Annotated in this window: 16 protein-coding genes; 9 read left to right on the forward strand and 7 right to left on the reverse strand. The window is 43.4% G+C overall.

The annotated features are described in order from the left end of the window. Window positions 1–214 precede the first annotated feature (214 nt). Window positions 215–958 carry a leucyl/phenylalanyl-tRNA--protein transferase gene (gene aat / locus C1X04_RS05255; RefSeq protein ID WP_137169340.1) on the reverse strand — a complete coding sequence of 248 codons (744 nt, stop codon included), beginning with the start codon at window positions 956–958 and terminating at the stop codon, window positions 215–217. 538 nt (window positions 959–1,496) lie between these two features. Between aat and C1X04_RS05260 the strand changes: the two genes are divergently transcribed. From C1X04_RS05260 to cobA, 7 genes are all read left to right on the forward strand, one after another. Next, a complete protein-coding gene (locus tag C1X04_RS05260; RefSeq protein WP_137169341.1) occupies window positions 1,497–2,363 on the forward strand; it encodes a hypothetical protein in 867 nt (288 codons plus the stop codon). Window positions 2,364–2,538: 175 nt separating this feature from the next. Next, a complete protein-coding gene (locus tag C1X04_RS05265; protein WP_137170719.1) occupies window positions 2,539–5,268 on the forward strand; it encodes a DNA translocase FtsK in 2,730 nt (909 codons plus the stop codon). A 58-nt stretch (window positions 5,269–5,326) separates the two neighbouring features. Continuing rightward, the gene (lolA, locus tag C1X04_RS05270) at window positions 5,327–5,956 is read left to right on the forward strand and encodes an outer membrane lipoprotein chaperone LolA (RefSeq protein WP_245926898.1); all 630 of its coding nucleotides are present in this window, start codon (window positions 5,327–5,329) and stop codon (window positions 5,954–5,956) included. After that, window positions 5,956–7,299, forward strand: a complete 1,344-nt coding sequence (locus C1X04_RS05275) for a replication-associated recombination protein A (RefSeq protein WP_137169342.1) — start codon at window positions 5,956–5,958, stop codon at window positions 7,297–7,299. The genes lolA and C1X04_RS05275 overlap by 1 nt, the downstream gene beginning before the upstream one ends. Beyond that, the gene (gene crcB, locus C1X04_RS05280) at window positions 7,296–7,667 is read left to right on the forward strand and encodes a fluoride efflux transporter CrcB (protein ID WP_137169343.1); all 372 of its coding nucleotides are present in this window, start codon (window positions 7,296–7,298) and stop codon (window positions 7,665–7,667) included. Before C1X04_RS05275 ends, crcB begins: the two co-directional genes overlap by 4 nt. A 67-nt stretch (window positions 7,668–7,734) precedes the next feature. Continuing rightward, a complete protein-coding gene (serS, locus tag C1X04_RS05285) occupies window positions 7,735–9,036 on the forward strand; it encodes a serine--tRNA ligase (protein WP_137169344.1) in 1,302 nt (433 codons plus the stop codon). A gap of 210 nt (window positions 9,037–9,246) precedes the next feature. Further along, window positions 9,247–9,990, forward strand: coding sequence for a uroporphyrinogen-III C-methyltransferase (gene cobA, locus C1X04_RS05290; protein WP_137170720.1), 744 nt, complete (start codon window positions 9,247–9,249; stop codon window positions 9,988–9,990). Window positions 9,991–10,071: 81 nt separating this feature from the next. On the opposite strand, the gene C1X04_RS05295 is transcribed toward cobA, so the two are convergent. The 6 genes from C1X04_RS05295 to raiA all read right to left on the reverse strand — a co-directional run bounded on the left by C1X04_RS05295 (window position 10,072) and on the right by raiA (window position 12,657). Further along, window positions 10,072–10,392, reverse strand: coding sequence for a TusE/DsrC/DsvC family sulfur relay protein (locus C1X04_RS05295; protein ID WP_110571533.1), 321 nt, complete (start codon window positions 10,390–10,392; stop codon window positions 10,072–10,074). Window positions 10,393–10,397: 5 nt separating this feature from the next. Further along, entirely contained in the window at window positions 10,398–10,685 is a 288-nt protein-coding gene (locus tag C1X04_RS05300; protein WP_110571534.1) for a DsrH/TusB family sulfur metabolism protein, read from the reverse strand. A gap of 2 nt (window positions 10,686–10,687) precedes the next feature. Continuing rightward, window positions 10,688–11,035, reverse strand: a complete 348-nt coding sequence (locus C1X04_RS05305) for a DsrE family protein (protein WP_110571535.1) — start codon at window positions 11,033–11,035, stop codon at window positions 10,688–10,690. A 4-nt stretch (window positions 11,036–11,039) separates the two neighbouring features. Next, complete coding sequence (gene tusD, locus C1X04_RS05310; RefSeq protein WP_137169345.1) at window positions 11,040–11,432, reverse strand: sulfurtransferase complex subunit TusD; 393 nt, start codon at window positions 11,430–11,432, stop codon at window positions 11,040–11,042. Window positions 11,433–11,517: 85 nt separating this feature from the next. After that, window positions 11,518–12,174, reverse strand: a complete 657-nt coding sequence (locus C1X04_RS05315; RefSeq protein ID WP_110571537.1) for a Bax inhibitor-1/YccA family protein — start codon at window positions 12,172–12,174, stop codon at window positions 11,518–11,520. Window positions 12,175–12,345: 171 nt separating this feature from the next. Next, a complete protein-coding gene (raiA, locus tag C1X04_RS05320; RefSeq protein ID WP_137169346.1) occupies window positions 12,346–12,657 on the reverse strand; it encodes a ribosome-associated translation inhibitor RaiA in 312 nt (103 codons plus the stop codon). Between the two features lie 231 nt (window positions 12,658–12,888). Between raiA and C1X04_RS05325 the strand changes: the two genes are divergently transcribed. Together C1X04_RS05325 and C1X04_RS05330 are read left to right on the forward strand one after the other, a co-directional pair. Beyond that, on the forward strand, window positions 12,889–13,698 hold the full coding sequence (locus C1X04_RS05325) for a DnaT-like ssDNA-binding domain-containing protein (RefSeq protein WP_137169347.1): 810 nt from the start codon (window positions 12,889–12,891) through the stop codon (window positions 13,696–13,698). Next, complete coding sequence (locus C1X04_RS05330) at window positions 13,607–14,422, forward strand: replication protein P (protein WP_254682335.1); 816 nt, start codon at window positions 13,607–13,609, stop codon at window positions 14,420–14,422. Before C1X04_RS05325 ends, C1X04_RS05330 begins: the two co-directional genes overlap by 92 nt. Window positions 14,423–14,466 lie beyond the last annotated feature (44 nt).

Here is a 14,466-nt window from a genome sequence, read left to right on the forward strand (position 1 = left end):
AGTGTTAACTTACTATTTGTTTAGTAGACGCCGACCTTAAGAGCGCCAAGGTCTGCAGACGAAGAAAAAAGATGTTTCTCTTGGTCGGTTGAGCGCTAAATATCTAAATCATAATTGTGTATTTAGCGACGTCTGAATTTTGATCGAGCGTATTTTGCCTAAAAATGCAGCGTAAGGCAAACCTAGTTGCATTCTGATTGCGTCTATTTTTGTATCACAGTGGGCATTTGCCTGAATTTTTTCCGATGTTGATGAGTTTTAAATTCTTTTCTATCTTGGGAATGAGGTCAGTAAGTGCTGCGCAAAAATCATTGCGAGGCAGCTGTTTAGCCCCTAGCGAAAGTAGATGCTCTGACTCGACCTGGCAATCGATGAGCTCAATATGACAATCCTTAGTGAGGTCGCAAAATGTTTTTAATGCAATCTTTGACGCATTCGGATGCAGTGAAAACATGGATTCGCCAAAAAACATTTTGCCCATAGCCACCCCATAAAAACCACCAACCAATTTTTCATCAAGCCAAATTTCAATTGAATGGGCATAGCCCAGTTTGTGGAGTTTTGTATAGGCTGCTTTGATGTCATTGGATATCCACGTCCCTTCCTTGTCTGCCCGTAAGGCAGAGCAGTAGTCGATAACCGACTCAAAAGAGTGGTTGACCGAATACATCCAGTTTTCTTTTCTACAGGCTTTTTTGAGTGATTTAGAGGCATGGAAATGTTCGGGAATCAACACGCACCTCTGTTCTGGGTGCCACCACAAAATAGGGTCGGGGTCGCTAAACCACGGAAAAAAGCCCTTACTGTACAGGTGAAGTAAGCGTGTTGTTGTCAGATCCCCACCAACGGCAGAGAGGCCTTCAGGATCTTGAAGGGCTTTATGAGGGTCAGGTGTGTCGTAGGGTGACTCTGAAAGTAACAAGAGTTCGTGAGCGTCGTTATTTTCGGAATCTGACATTTGTCTAGCTAGCCTAAATGTTTAATGTGGTCTGAGGGCGTCAATTATAGTTTTTTTGGCGCGAAAAACTATTGTAGAGAAAAAATGACAAAAAAATTAAAGAAAAACAATCTAACTCCGATATTTGAACTGAGGAGGAAAAAACATTCTACTTGCGACTTGTTGACACAATGTTATGCTTAAAGCGTAAGAATGTGCATGAATAATTAGAGTGTTTTGACCTTTGTTGCCTTTATTGGGTGTTTTTTACTCAATAAAGGGGGCAAAATGAAAAAAAAAAGAAAAAAAGTGCAAGGAAAGCTTGACCAGTAATGGAAAACTTGGTTTTAATCGATGCAGTCCTAAACGGTAGTTCGAAAAGATTATGGAATACGGTGTTGGGAACTGCAGATAATTTACTTTTTTGGCAGGTGTCACAAAAGTGAAACTGATCGGTTTTAAGATACATGAGTCGTTGATTTAGCAACGTTTCTTGGTTAGACGAAAATCAGTAAAGGGTCTACAAGGCCACACAATATAATATAAAGGGGAATCTTGAATGAAAGCGATTAAACTTGCTTCTGTGTTTGCAGTATCTGCTGTTGCGGCTGCTGTTTCTACTGCTACTTTTGCTGCTGAGCCAGTATTTAAAGGTACTGCTGGTCTTGAGTACAAATCTCAAGAATCAGGTGGTGATTCTGCTACTTCTCGTGGTGAAGTGAACATTATCGGTGATACTGGTCTAGTTTACTTTGACCTTGATATGGAAGGTTCAACAGAAGGTGAAGACGAAGTAGGCAACACAGCATTTAACTTGGATGAAATCTATGTTAAGACTGGCGCTGTTCAGTTTGGTGACTTCGATGGCACTATTCTAGACTCTGTTGCTTACAACGCTGGTGTTGAAGAAGATAACGACCATGCGAAAGATGATTTTGGTAATGACCTAGGTGTTCGTTACATGGTTAATGATAGCCTTACTGTTGCTTTCGAAATTGAAGAAGGTGATAACGTAGGTTCTTTGAATGCAGCATACACAACAGAATTTAGTGGTGTAACTTTGGGTGTATCTGCTGGCTACAAAATGTCTGACGACGTTGACAACCAGCTTTTAACTGTTGGTGTTAAAGCGCCTCTTGGTATGGCAACATTGTCTTCTTTCGTTCGTGTTGGTACTGTAAATGATGCCGACGTTATGAACACAGGTATTGGTCTTGATTTGCCAGTTTCTGAAGAGCTTGTTCTTGCTGCTCAGTATTACACTAAAGGTGGTGAGTCCTCTGAAGGTGTTGATGAAGTAGATCAAGGTCGTACTGAATTTACTGCTTACTACACTCCAGGCGATGTAACATTCTACGCTTCTTACCTATCATACGAAGCTGATGATTCTGACTACTCTGTAGTTGGCGCTAAAGTTTCTTTCTAAGCTATTCCCCTAAAGGTCTTCTCTGAAAATGGGAACACCTTTACGAGTTAAAGCGAAAGCCAACCCTTTGGGTTGGCTTTTTTTATGGTAAGCTTAGCGAACTTATGGCTCCTTTGAATGGAGCTTATTTTGTTTTGGTTAGCATGAAATAGGAAGGCGCGTTTTGTCAGAAAAAATGAGTGAGTCGGTACGATCACCAATTTGGGAGTTGTTTGCCAAACAGGCGGCCTTTATAGCTGCTTTATTGTGTTTATTCTTTTTTGGTTTGGCGACCTATACTTATAATCCAGACGATGCTGGTTGGTTTTATTCTGGCAGCGGAGCCGTTATCCAGAATTCTATGGGGCCAATTGGCGCCATTATTGCCGATTTAGCGTCCGGCTTTTTCGGGTCTCTATTCTATTCTTTACCACCTTTGTTCTTTTGGGTAGCGATCATTTTATGGCGTAACCCACATTCCTTATTGCCTCTTAATAACGCCTTGCTTTGTACCATTGGTAGTATTTTGTATTTATGTTTTGGATCCGTACTGTGTTTTTTGCATTCAGTCGGTGAACCTTCTTTGCAATATGGCACGGGTGGCATTTTAGGTCGCGCACTTGGCATTTTGATGTATGGCTTCATTGGTTATGATGGTGCGACTTTAGTTAGCTTGGCGTTAGTGATTTTGTCATTCACTCTGCTTTCTCAGGTGCATTGGTTGAGTTTGATGGACCGATTAGGTGAAAGAGCGTACAACTTTGCTATGTTTGTCCGTCAAAAATGGATTAGCAGACGAGAGCTAAAGGCCAATAAGAGGAATGAGCTGATTGATCTAGAAGCTGTTTCTGATGAAGTAGAAGAGCCTGCAATAGTCCGAAAAAGAAGAAAGGCACAGAAAGAGCAGCCAGCGGTGGATATTTTGTTTGAGGAATCGGTTGCGGAAAATGAAGGCTCAAGTTCCGATGACTCTAAGAAATCGAAATTTAGTATGTCTGCTTTGTTTTCAAAAGTGCGATCTTCAAAAGCTAAGGAAGATAAATCCGATAAAGAATTTGTCGCTCATACGGAGCCAGAGCTTGGTGGTTTTGATGATTTAACTTCCGATGGTTTAGCCTTTGACGATAAAGACGTTAACTTTGGTGACACGCTTTATATAGAAGAGTCTTGGTCAGATCAAAGTGACGATGTAACAAAAGCTACGAGCACACCACAATATAAACAGCCAGTAAAAGAGCCTCAAACCCAACCTGAGGCTGCTGCTGTTTCGTCCGGTATTTCCAAAGAACAAGCTGATGCGATGTTGTTTAGTTCTGATAAAGCGGCACCAGCAGAGATCTCGCCAGCACACAAACCTGCTTTTCGTACTTTGTCTGAAGCGAAGCAGTTGGATTCTCTTGGCGGTCCTTACTCTGATGAAGCGGAAAGCAGTAAAAAAACAGAGGCTTACTCTTTACCGGATCGTTCCGTTTTGACTAAGCCAAAACCTAAGCAGGGCGGTTATTCTGAAGATGAATTATTAGCCTTGTCTGAATTATTAGAGCAGCGCCTACAAGATTTTGGTGTCAAAGCCGAAGTGGTTGAAGTGAACCCAGGTCCGGTCATTACACGGTTTGAAATTCAGCCAGCGCCAGGCGTGAAAGTCTCTCGAATTACCAACTTAGCAAAAGACCTTGCGCGCTCCTTGAGTGTGATGAGTGTTCGTGTGGTTGAAGTGATTGCCGGTAAGTCGACGATCGGGATTGAAATTCCGAACCAAGTTCGTGATACCGTCTACTTTTCAGAGGTGATTAATTGCGATGCCTATGAACGATTGTCTTCGCCATTGACCTTATCATTGGGTCATGACATTTCTGGCGAGCCTGTTGTTGTCGACCTAGCTAAAATGCCTCATGTGTTGGTCGCTGGTACGACAGGTTCTGGTAAATCGGTGGGCGTAAATGCCATGATTTTAAGTATGTTATTGAAATCGACACCTGATGAAGTGCGTATGATCATGGTCGATCCGAAAATGCTTGAATTGTCGATTTATGAAGGTATTCCGCACCTATTAACGCCTGTTATAACTGATATGAAAGACGCTGCCAATGGCTTGCGTTGGTCGGTAGATGAAATGGAGCGTCGCTACAAACTTATGTCAAAGCTTGGTGTGCGTAATATTGCGGGTTACAACAAAAAAGTTCGTGATGCTATTGAAGCGGGCAAGCCGATCGAAGATCCGTTATGGCAGCCAGAAATGGCTATGTTTTCAGAAGATGGCGTGGCGCGAACTGTACCGTATTTAGAGCCTTTGCCGTACATTGTTATTATAGTCGATGAATTTGCCGATATGATGATGATAGTCGGTAAAAAAGTAGAGGAGCTGATTGCCCGTATAGCACAGAAAGCGAGGGCAGCGGGGATTCACTTAATTCTAGCGACCCAGCGTCCATCTGTGGATGTTATTACAGGTTTGATTAAGGCGAATATTCCAACACGTATGGCGTTTCAGGTGTCTTCGAAAATAGATTCCAGAACCATACTTGATCAAGGTGGAGCGGATCAGCTTTTGGGTATGGGCGATATGTTGTACCTTCCAGCTGGCTTGCCAACCCCAATTCGTGTGCACGGTGCGTTTGTATCGGATGAGGAAGTTCATGCGGTAGTAGAAGAATGGAAACAGCGTGGAGAGCCTGAATACATTCAGGATGTAGTCGTTAACCCAGAAGACTTAATGACCGATGGCGGCGGTGAAGATAAAGATGCACTTTATGATGAAGCTGTGAAAATTGTCATTGAAACGCGTAAAGCTTCGATTTCTTCTATTCAACGTCGATTGAAAATAGGTTACAACAGAGCGGCTAACTTGGTTGAAGCAATGGAGGCCGCTGGTTTGGTTGGTCCAATGGGAACCAATGGACAAAGAGACATCTTGATTCCAGAGTAAAAGTCGATGGCCCTAGTTTCGTTCTGGGGCTTTATGTTTATATGAGTGGAGATACATTTTGGTTAATAAATTCGTCACTTTCGCACTGTTTGGCTTTTTAGCTATTTTTCAATCGACGCTAGTGCAGGCAGAGGACAATGCGTCTGGTTCAATAGAAAGTTTACTGGAAATGAACCGAAATATTGAAGGTGAGTTCCGACAAGTGACATACGATGAAAAGGGGAAGCAGCTTCAAGTGAGTGAGGGTGTCTTTCTCTTGGCTAAACCTAATCAATTTGTTTGGGACAGTGTGACGCCTTTTTCCCAGCGTATTATTTCTGATGGCAAATACATCACTGTTTGGGATGTGGATTTAGAGCAAGCAACGAAAAAACCATTGTCAGGTGCGGTTGGTAATTCGCCAGCGGCTCTTTTGGGGCAACCAGCAGCGGATGTGCTTCCTCATTATGATGTGAGTGTATTGGGGGCTGAGAAATTTCGCTTGGCGCCAAAAGACGATCAAGACCTCTTTCAAGCACTGACTCTGTCTTTTAAAAATAAAGTGATCAGCGCCATGAGTATTTTAGATACCCTTGGGCAAACCACGGTTATCGAATTTAAAAATGTTGAGACGCATGAAGGCGTGGCAAAAGAAAACTTTGTGTTGGATTTGCCAGCTAACGTGGATGTTATTGTAGAAGGTCAGTAATGAAAGATCTTTTTTCGGATGTTCCGCCAGAGGCCTATCAGCCTTTGGCAGCAAAAATGCGGCCAGCGAGTCTGGATGATTATATTGGCCAGTCGCATTTGGTGGGTCCGGGAAAGCCGTTGCGCAGAATGGTAGAAACAGGACACTGTCATTCCTTTATTCTTTGGGGTCCTCCCGGTGTTGGTAAAACGACCTTTGCCCAGCTTTTATCTCACGCCCTTGATGCGCAATTTATTGAAATATCAGCGGTCATGTCTGGTGTTAAGGAAATTCGTGCTGCGGTAGATCAAGCGAAGCAATTACGCATGATGAACGGCACTCAGACCGTTTTATTTGTCGATGAAGTACACCGTTTTAATAAATCACAGCAAGACGCCTTTTTGCCTTATATCGAAGATGGCACATTTTTGTTTATCGGTGCTACTACCGAAAACCCTGCTTTTGAATTGAATTCCGCTCTGTTATCTCGGGCGCGAGTCTATCGTTTAAAAACACCAAGTGTCGAAGAGGTGGAGCTTGTATTGGCCCGGGCCCTAAAAAGCCTCGAAAATGGCTTTCAGATAGAGGATTATTTTTTATCTGTGTTAGCTCAAGCTGCTGATGGCGATATTCGACGAGGACTTAATTTTTTAGAGATTTTGTCGGATTTGGTTGAACCTGGTTGTAAAGTTACCCAAGAACAGCTTGAAGATGTTCTTGGAGGAAGTCTTCGCCGCTTTGATCGTAAAGGCGATGTGTTTTACGATCAGATTTCCGCCTTTCATAAATCGGTTCGTGGTTCTTCTCCTGATGGTGCCTTATATTGGATGGCGCGAATGCTGGATGGTGGCTGTGATCCTTTGTATATTGCACGACGTTTATTGGCGATTGCCTCAGAAGATATTGGCAATGCCGATCCACGAGCCTTACAAATTGGTCTAAACGCATGGGATGTTTTTGAACGTGTTGGCCCAGGAGAAGGGAACCGTGCGATAGCTCAAGCGGCGGTTTACATGGCGTGTGCGCCTAAGAGTAACGCGGTATACAAAGCGTTTAACCAAGCAATGTCAGATGTTGCGGCACAGCCTAGTTATGAAGTGCCTGCGCATTTACGCAATGCCCCCACTTCATTGGCGAAAAGCATGGGGCACGGTGATGAATATCGCTACGCTCACAATGAAGAGCATGCTTACGCTGCTGGCGAAAATTATATGCCAGAAGAATTGGCGGATATGCGTTATTATCAGCCGACAGATCGCGGCCTAGAGAAAAAGATCAATGACAAACTGGCTTGGTTGTCAGATTTAGATGACCAAAGTCCATTACAACGCTATGGTTTCTTGTCTCAAGAGGACAAACTATGATGTATCTAATGATAGCGGTTGGCGGTGCGCTGGGCGCATTGAGTCGTTATGGTATGTCTAAGTGGGTTAATACCCACTGGCAATACCATTTTCCCTTAGCCACTATGGTAGTGAACGTCTTGGGTTGCGTGTTAATGGGAGTGGCGTTTGTGCTGATTAGTGAGCGTCTGCCGTCACTTGAACCTTATCGTCCATTAATTATGGTGGGTTTTTTAGGTGCATTTACCACTTTTTCCACTTTTTCATTGGAAATTGTCTCCCTTATTAACATGCAGGCTTGGCTAACTGCAGTAAGCTATTTATTATTAAGCTGCATTTTGGGTATTGTTGGTTTGGCGGTTGGAATGACGCTCGCGCGTTTGTTCTGATCTCTTATATTATTTGAAAATACCCTAATTTATTTTTATACACTGTTTGAAGGATATTGTTGCAGAGATGTTAGACATTAAAGCATTACGCGCTGACCCAGAAGCCATTGCGGCTCAACTTAAAAAGAAAGGCTATGAGTTGGATGTGGCGACTTTTTCTTCCTTAGAAGAGCGTCGTAAAGCCATTCAAGTAGAAACGGAGCAGCTGCAACAAGCCCGAAATTCAGTATCCAAAGAAATTGGTCAGGCGATGAAGTCTGGCGATAAAGAAAAAGCGGCTGAATTAAAAGCGCAAACAGCGACGCTGGGTGACGACCTTGAAGCGGCAAAAGCACAGCTAACACAAATTCAAGACGAGCTGGAAAGCTTATTAGAAGGTATTCCAAACTTACCGCATGCTTCTGTTCCAGAAGGAAAGACCGAAGACGATAACGTAGAAGTACGTCGTTGGGGTACACCTAAGCAATTCGACTTTGAACCAAAAGATCACGTTGATCTTGGTGAAGCGATGGATATGCTGGATTTTGAAGCAGCAGTGAAGATTACTGGTTCTCGCTTTGCCGTTATGCATTCTGATTTAGCGCGTCTACACCGCGCTCTAACGCAATTCATGATCAACACTCATGCTGACTTGCATGGTTATACCGAAGTGTATGTACCTTACTTGGTGAACGCTCATTCCCTAAAGGGAACAGGCCAGCTACCTAAGTTCGAAGCGGATTTGTTTAAAGTGCCAGTGGATAAAGAAAGCGGCAACAACGATCTTTATTTGATTCCAACAGCAGAAGTACCTGTAACAAACCTAGTGCGTGATGAAATTTTAAACGATGCGGACCTGCACAAGAAGTTTGTTGCACATACGCCTTGTTTCCGCAGTGAAGCAGGCAGCTATGGTCGTGATACTCGCGGCATGATTCGTCAGCACCAATTCGAAAAAGTTGAGCTAGTCCACGTTTGTCGTCCAGATATCTCTGAGCAGGTGCTGGAGGAATTGGTTGGTCACGCAGAAGTGATTCTACAGAAGCTAGAACTTCCTTATCGTACTGTGATCTTGTGTGGTGGTGATCTTGGTTTCTCTGCGCACAAAACTTACGATATTGAAGTATGGTTGCCTGGTCAGGGCAAATACCGTGAGATTTCTTCTTGCTCTAATATGTGGGATTTCCAAGCTCGTCGTATGCAAGCGCGCTGGCGTAACCCTGAAACCGGTCGTCCAGAATTGGCACATACCTTGAATGGTTCTGGTTTGGCTGTCGGTCGTACATTGGTTGCTGTACTTGAAAACTACCAGAATGCAGACGGTAGTGTGCGCGTTCCTGATGTACTAGTGCCTTATATGGGCGGTAAGACCGTGTTGAAGAAAGCGTAAGCTGATAACTTGGCACGACTACCGTGCTCGCCAATACTTTGTTAAAAATAGACTCGAATTGCTCATTTATAACTCATAAACTCCGCTTTCTCGTCTATTTTTGCCTCGTCTTGGCTTTGCTCGTAACGTAGTGAAAAGGCCTCGAATTAATTGTTTTAAAGTGAAAAGCCTCAAAGGAGGCTTTTTTTATATGAGTGGATAGTGGAAATTATGACGGGCAAGGTCTATTTGATTGGTGCGGGTCCAGGTGATCCAGAGTTATTGACGTTAAAAGCGCATCGACTGTTAAAAATGGCGGATGTGGTTTTGTATGATCGCTTGGTTGGTAAAGAAATTATTGAGCTAATTCCTGAGTCAGCAGAAAAAATGTACGTAGGTAAAGCCAAGTCTTTGCACAGCCTTCCTCAGGATGAGATCAATAGCTTGCTCGCAAGAAAAGCCAAAGAAGGGCACATGGTGGTGCGATTAAAAGGTGGAGATCCATTTATCTTTGGGCGCGGCGGTGAAGAGCTGGAAGAGCTGATCGAAGAGGGCGTTCCTTTTGAAGTGGTTCCGGGTGTTACGGCGGCGGCTGGTTGTGCTGCGTATGCGGGGATTCCTTTAACGCATCGCGATTATGCTCAGTCGGTTCGATTTTTAACGGGTCACTTGAAAGATGGTACGACGGAGTTGCCTTGGGAAGAGTTAGTTCATCCTGCGCAAACTCTTGTGATTTATATGGGATTAACAGGCCTTAAAGATATCACTCAGTCGTTGATACGCTTTGGTATGAGTCCATCTATGCCAGTGGCAATTGTCGAGAAAGGTACCACGCGTGAGCAACGTGTTTTTACATCCACAATTCAAGATGTTTATGACGTATCTGTGGTAAATGAAGCTAAATCACCAGCGTTGCTTATTATTGGTGAAGTAGTGGCTTTGCAGAGTAAATTAGAATGGTATGGTAAATACTAGACTCGTCTAATATTAGCCTTAGCCACACAAAAAATCGGAGTTTAGTCGCTCCGTTTTTTTGTGCTGATAACATTGTGCTGGTTAAAGGCAGTTCGCGGGTTTTGGAAGACCAGCAATTTTAGCGGCTAGCTTAGGTGGGCTACCCGGGAAAAGCGTCATCAAATAAATGCTACGGCCTTTTTCCGCGCCAAGTTTTTTGGATACGGCTTTGACCAAAGGGCGCATAGCGGGTGACACTTCAAATTCTTCATAGAAATCTCGTAATAAATAAATGATTTCCCAGTGCGCGTCCGTTAGCTCGATTTCAACCTCTTGGGCGAGTTGGTTAGCAAGTTCTGGTGTCCAGTCTTGCAGGTTTAGCAAATAGCCTTCTTCATCTAAAACCAAAGTATTGTCTGTCATATTGATTACCAACTTATATTTGCTTCTGCTGCAAACGTTAACTCTACCCATTCTTCGTCTGTAAGTGCGACACCGACTGTTGGCGATAAGCCATAGGCAGCAACATCACTTTGCAAATAATAAAGAGTGATCTCTTTTTCTTTTATAAGAGTTTGCATCTTCTCAGCGTACTGAATGCTTTTTAGAAAACCGTCTTCAATCAGTAAGACTTGGTCACCTGCTTGCAGGCTATTTTGCCACGTTGTTTCTAGTGAGGCAGGGTAATCGAGTTGATTTATTTGGTGGAGTCGCATAATTAAAACCGAAAAACCTGTTGGTATTGTGAAAACATTGTCTGCCACTCGGTACTATCCAGTGGTGTGACGCCTTGCCATGAAGTGGTGCTATTCAGCCATGAATGGTTTTTTTCTATATAGACGTTTTCAATATCATAAAACTCGAGTCCAGCGAGCAGTTTGTGCAGGTTTTTGCCATGTTCCGCTGTTGGTTGTTGAGCGTCAGATAAAAGAGCCAACGCCGCGCCTGATAAGCATAAATCAACAGGTTGCTCGAATGTGGCCAATACGAGAGCTAGGTCTAGTCCCTCTTTACAAGCCAAGCTCGAATAGGGGCTGGTATTTAGGTGGATCAAAGTGTGTTTCATGAGGCTACCTAAACTGAATAATTTTGTTGGTTGTGTTCATAAGATCAACAAGAGTCCCCAAGCCTTCAAGCTGAAAGTGCTCCGCAAGCGTATGCTGTTCTAGTTCATAGCGACGACTTTCACCTTCATTGATAATGCCACGTCTTACCGCCGCGGCAATGCATAAATACAGTGGAATGTTATTTTGTTCTGCTATTTCTTGCCATGCTTGGGTGAGGTTGATTTCATCCCTAGGCGGCTGTGCCAATTGGTTGCCAATTAATACAGCATCTTCATAAAAGAAGACACCTTTGATGCTATCGGGGGATTTATTAAGCGCCGCTCGTATGAAGCGCAGTGCAGTGTGACAGGCTTTGCTGTGATAAGGCGAACCCGTAATGAGCAGAGTGTATTGCATTAAAAATAACCTTGGCATGAGATACGGTAAATTTTACACACAAAAAAGGCCGCAGTCAGCGGCCTTTTAAAAATGCTAATTAGGATTAATCGTCGTTAGCCATACCAAGCAAAGACAATACGCTTAGGAACATGTTGTATAGAGAAACATACAAGTTCACAGTAGCCATGATGTAGTTAGTTTCACCACCACGAACGATTTCGCTAGTCTGCAATAAGATAACCGCTGCAGAGAACAAGGCAAAACCTGCAGAGATGAAGATTTGCAACGCTGGCATCTGAACGAAAAATCCGGCAATGACAGCAAACAGCAAGACAAAGAAGCCGACTGTGATGAATCCATTTAGGAAACTAAAGTCTTTCTTAGAAATAAGTGCGTAAGCTGACAAGCCTAGGAAAGATAGGCCAGTGATGCCTAATGCGCTCATGATCAAGCTAGAGCCGTTTGATAGGCTCAAGTAAGCCGTCAGGATTGGACCAAGGGTTAAGCCCATGAAACCAGTCAGAGCGAATACACACAAAATACCAGCAGAGCTGTTTTTAAACTTGTGTGTTAGGAAAAGTAAGCCATAAAAGCCTACAAGAGTAATAATGAGTCCCGGATGTGGGAGGTTTAATGCCATGCTCATGCCCGCAGTGAAGGCGCTGAACAAAAGGGTAAGCGACAACAGCCCGTATGTATTGCGGAGCGTTTTGTTTGCCGCTTGTGACGTATGTGTCGAAAGGGCTTCTGTGTAACGCATGAGATTACTCCTTTAAGGTTTAAGACATTTAATAGACTTAATATGAGGCTGAAAGTTCCAAACTTCAAGCTAGATTATTTATTCTATGCAAAATACCAAAAAAGCACCGAGGATATCGATGCTTTTTTGGTATTTTGTTTGCTTGGCTACGATTTGTTTCGAAACCCGTGATTAAGATGCTAACGACTTGGTTGCAGAGGCTTGTTTGGTTTTGTGTTTGTCTACCTGTCTGGTTAATTTGTCTACCATTTCATCTATGGCGTAAAACAGCCTGTCTTCTGAAGACGCCGCCGCGAAAATTTCTTTGCCTGGTAAGTGTATGCAAGCTTCTGCTTTTTGGGATTTATTGTCTTTAAGAAGAGTGACTTGAACAGAAGTAATTTGATCGGTCAGTTTTGACACTTTCTCAAGTTTTTCATTGATGTGGTCTTTAATGGCTGGGGTGACGTCGATATGGTGTCCAGAAATTTTGGTAGTGTGCATACTACTTTCCTCCAGAGTAACGTTCGCGATGCAGCACGGAGAAAAAATCAAATGGCTTGATACATGAAGACTTGATGTTCACCTTGCTGTTATTTCAGCATAGGTGTGTTTTTTTATGCTGTCAAAGACGGACTATTTTTATTAAAAGAAGCGCAGTTTGCATGTAAGGTTGTCGTGCTAATGGCAAAGCCTTTTGATAGACTGTTGTGCTAATTATGCGAAGCGAGATTTATGTTGGATAACGACTATTCATTACCGATATCATTTTCAATGGCCGCCCAGATTGGTCTAGAAGAGACAGTATTGCTGACCTTTCTAAAGCAGCATACTTACCTTTCAGGCGCCAACGTACTGCGAATTGAAATGAATCGACTTAGTGCACAGCTGCCTTTCTGGACAGTGCCTATGCTCATGCGTTTATTAACAAATTTGCAGATTAGTCAGTTGCTAAGTTTTCAGCGCCAAGAAGAAGTCTTAGAGATTCAATTGGCGTCATCCCAAAAAGTCGCTCAAGCGATGAAACCGGCAGCAGAAAAAGTGCCGAAAGAAGATCCATTGATGGAGAAAATGGACAGATTGCATCGAGCTTCTCGGGATAAGACGGAAGAATTTACTCCGCAACCAAAAAGCTATCCTGCAAAGCAACCGGTTCGACAATACGAAACGCCGTTCACTCCCCCTGTGGTGAATGACAGACGAGGCGTGACGGATTTTGATTTATACTTAGAGCAGAAAGAACGCGCTAGGCAACCCGACCAATGGCAGCCGGAAGAGGCAACATTAGAACAAATTGGTCAGGCTGGCATTGCTCGTGATTTTGCGCTGTCTCTACAAGCCGAATTTTTGCTAAGAATCAAAGAGCAGCGGAAAAATGTCAGAACTTGGAACAGCGAATTTTTTAAATACGTAAAACGTCAGTGGCAATACAAACAATCGGATAGGTCTTCATATGAAGGAACCTCAGGCAGTACAAAATTTACTAAAACCTCTAGAGAACAAGTTAGCGACGCCCTCAACAACATCCACGACACAGACTGGTGAGTATGGTTCGGCCGGAGCTGCCCGTGATTCCGGCCCGACAGAAGCAGATCAACAAACTCGCGTACTAGTAAATATGTTGTTTGCGCGCTTTAAAGCAATTTATACCCATAAATTTGCGTCAGCTTACAGCACCACAGATGAAGTGAAGCTTGCAAAGCGTGAGTGGGCCATTGCTTTAAAAGGCTTTCAAGAGCCTCTGTTGGCGTACGCAGTAGAGCGAACCAAAGAAGTTCATGCTTGGCCTCCGACCATTGCGGACTTTTTGAAGCTAATTAATACCGCATACAAAGCTTACGGTTTGGTGGATCCTCGTTCAGCTTACCTAGAAGCGTGTGCTTGTCGCACGGATCCTTTGCGGTATAAATGGAGTCACCCTGCGGTATTTTTTGCGGGCTCTGAAGTGGGTTGGTACAAATTGAAATCCGAAGAAGAGCGTGTGAGCTGGCCTTTGTTTGAGCAAAGTTACCTGAAAGTTGTCGATCGAGTGATTGCTGGTGAACGCTTAGTCATTCCTAAAGTTGTCATGATTGAAAATAAGCAAACCCTCAACGTAAAAGACTTGGCAAACGTAATCGCCAAAGAACTCTCTGTTGATGAAGAACAAATCACGCCTCTGCTTTATTACACCCAAAAAACCAACGGAACGGGTGTGCGTGCAAGGTATAGAGAAATTTGTCAGCAAAAGCTGAAAGAAATGGGTTATAAAGGCCATCTTCCTGATTAAATGAGTTTTTCGGAAAGGTTGTTATCAATATAATTGGTTATCAG

It is taken from the genome of Marinomonas sp. FW-1, from assembly GCF_005222245.1.
Classification (GTDB): Bacteria; Pseudomonadota; Gammaproteobacteria; order Pseudomonadales; family Marinomonadaceae; genus Marinomonas; species Marinomonas alcarazii.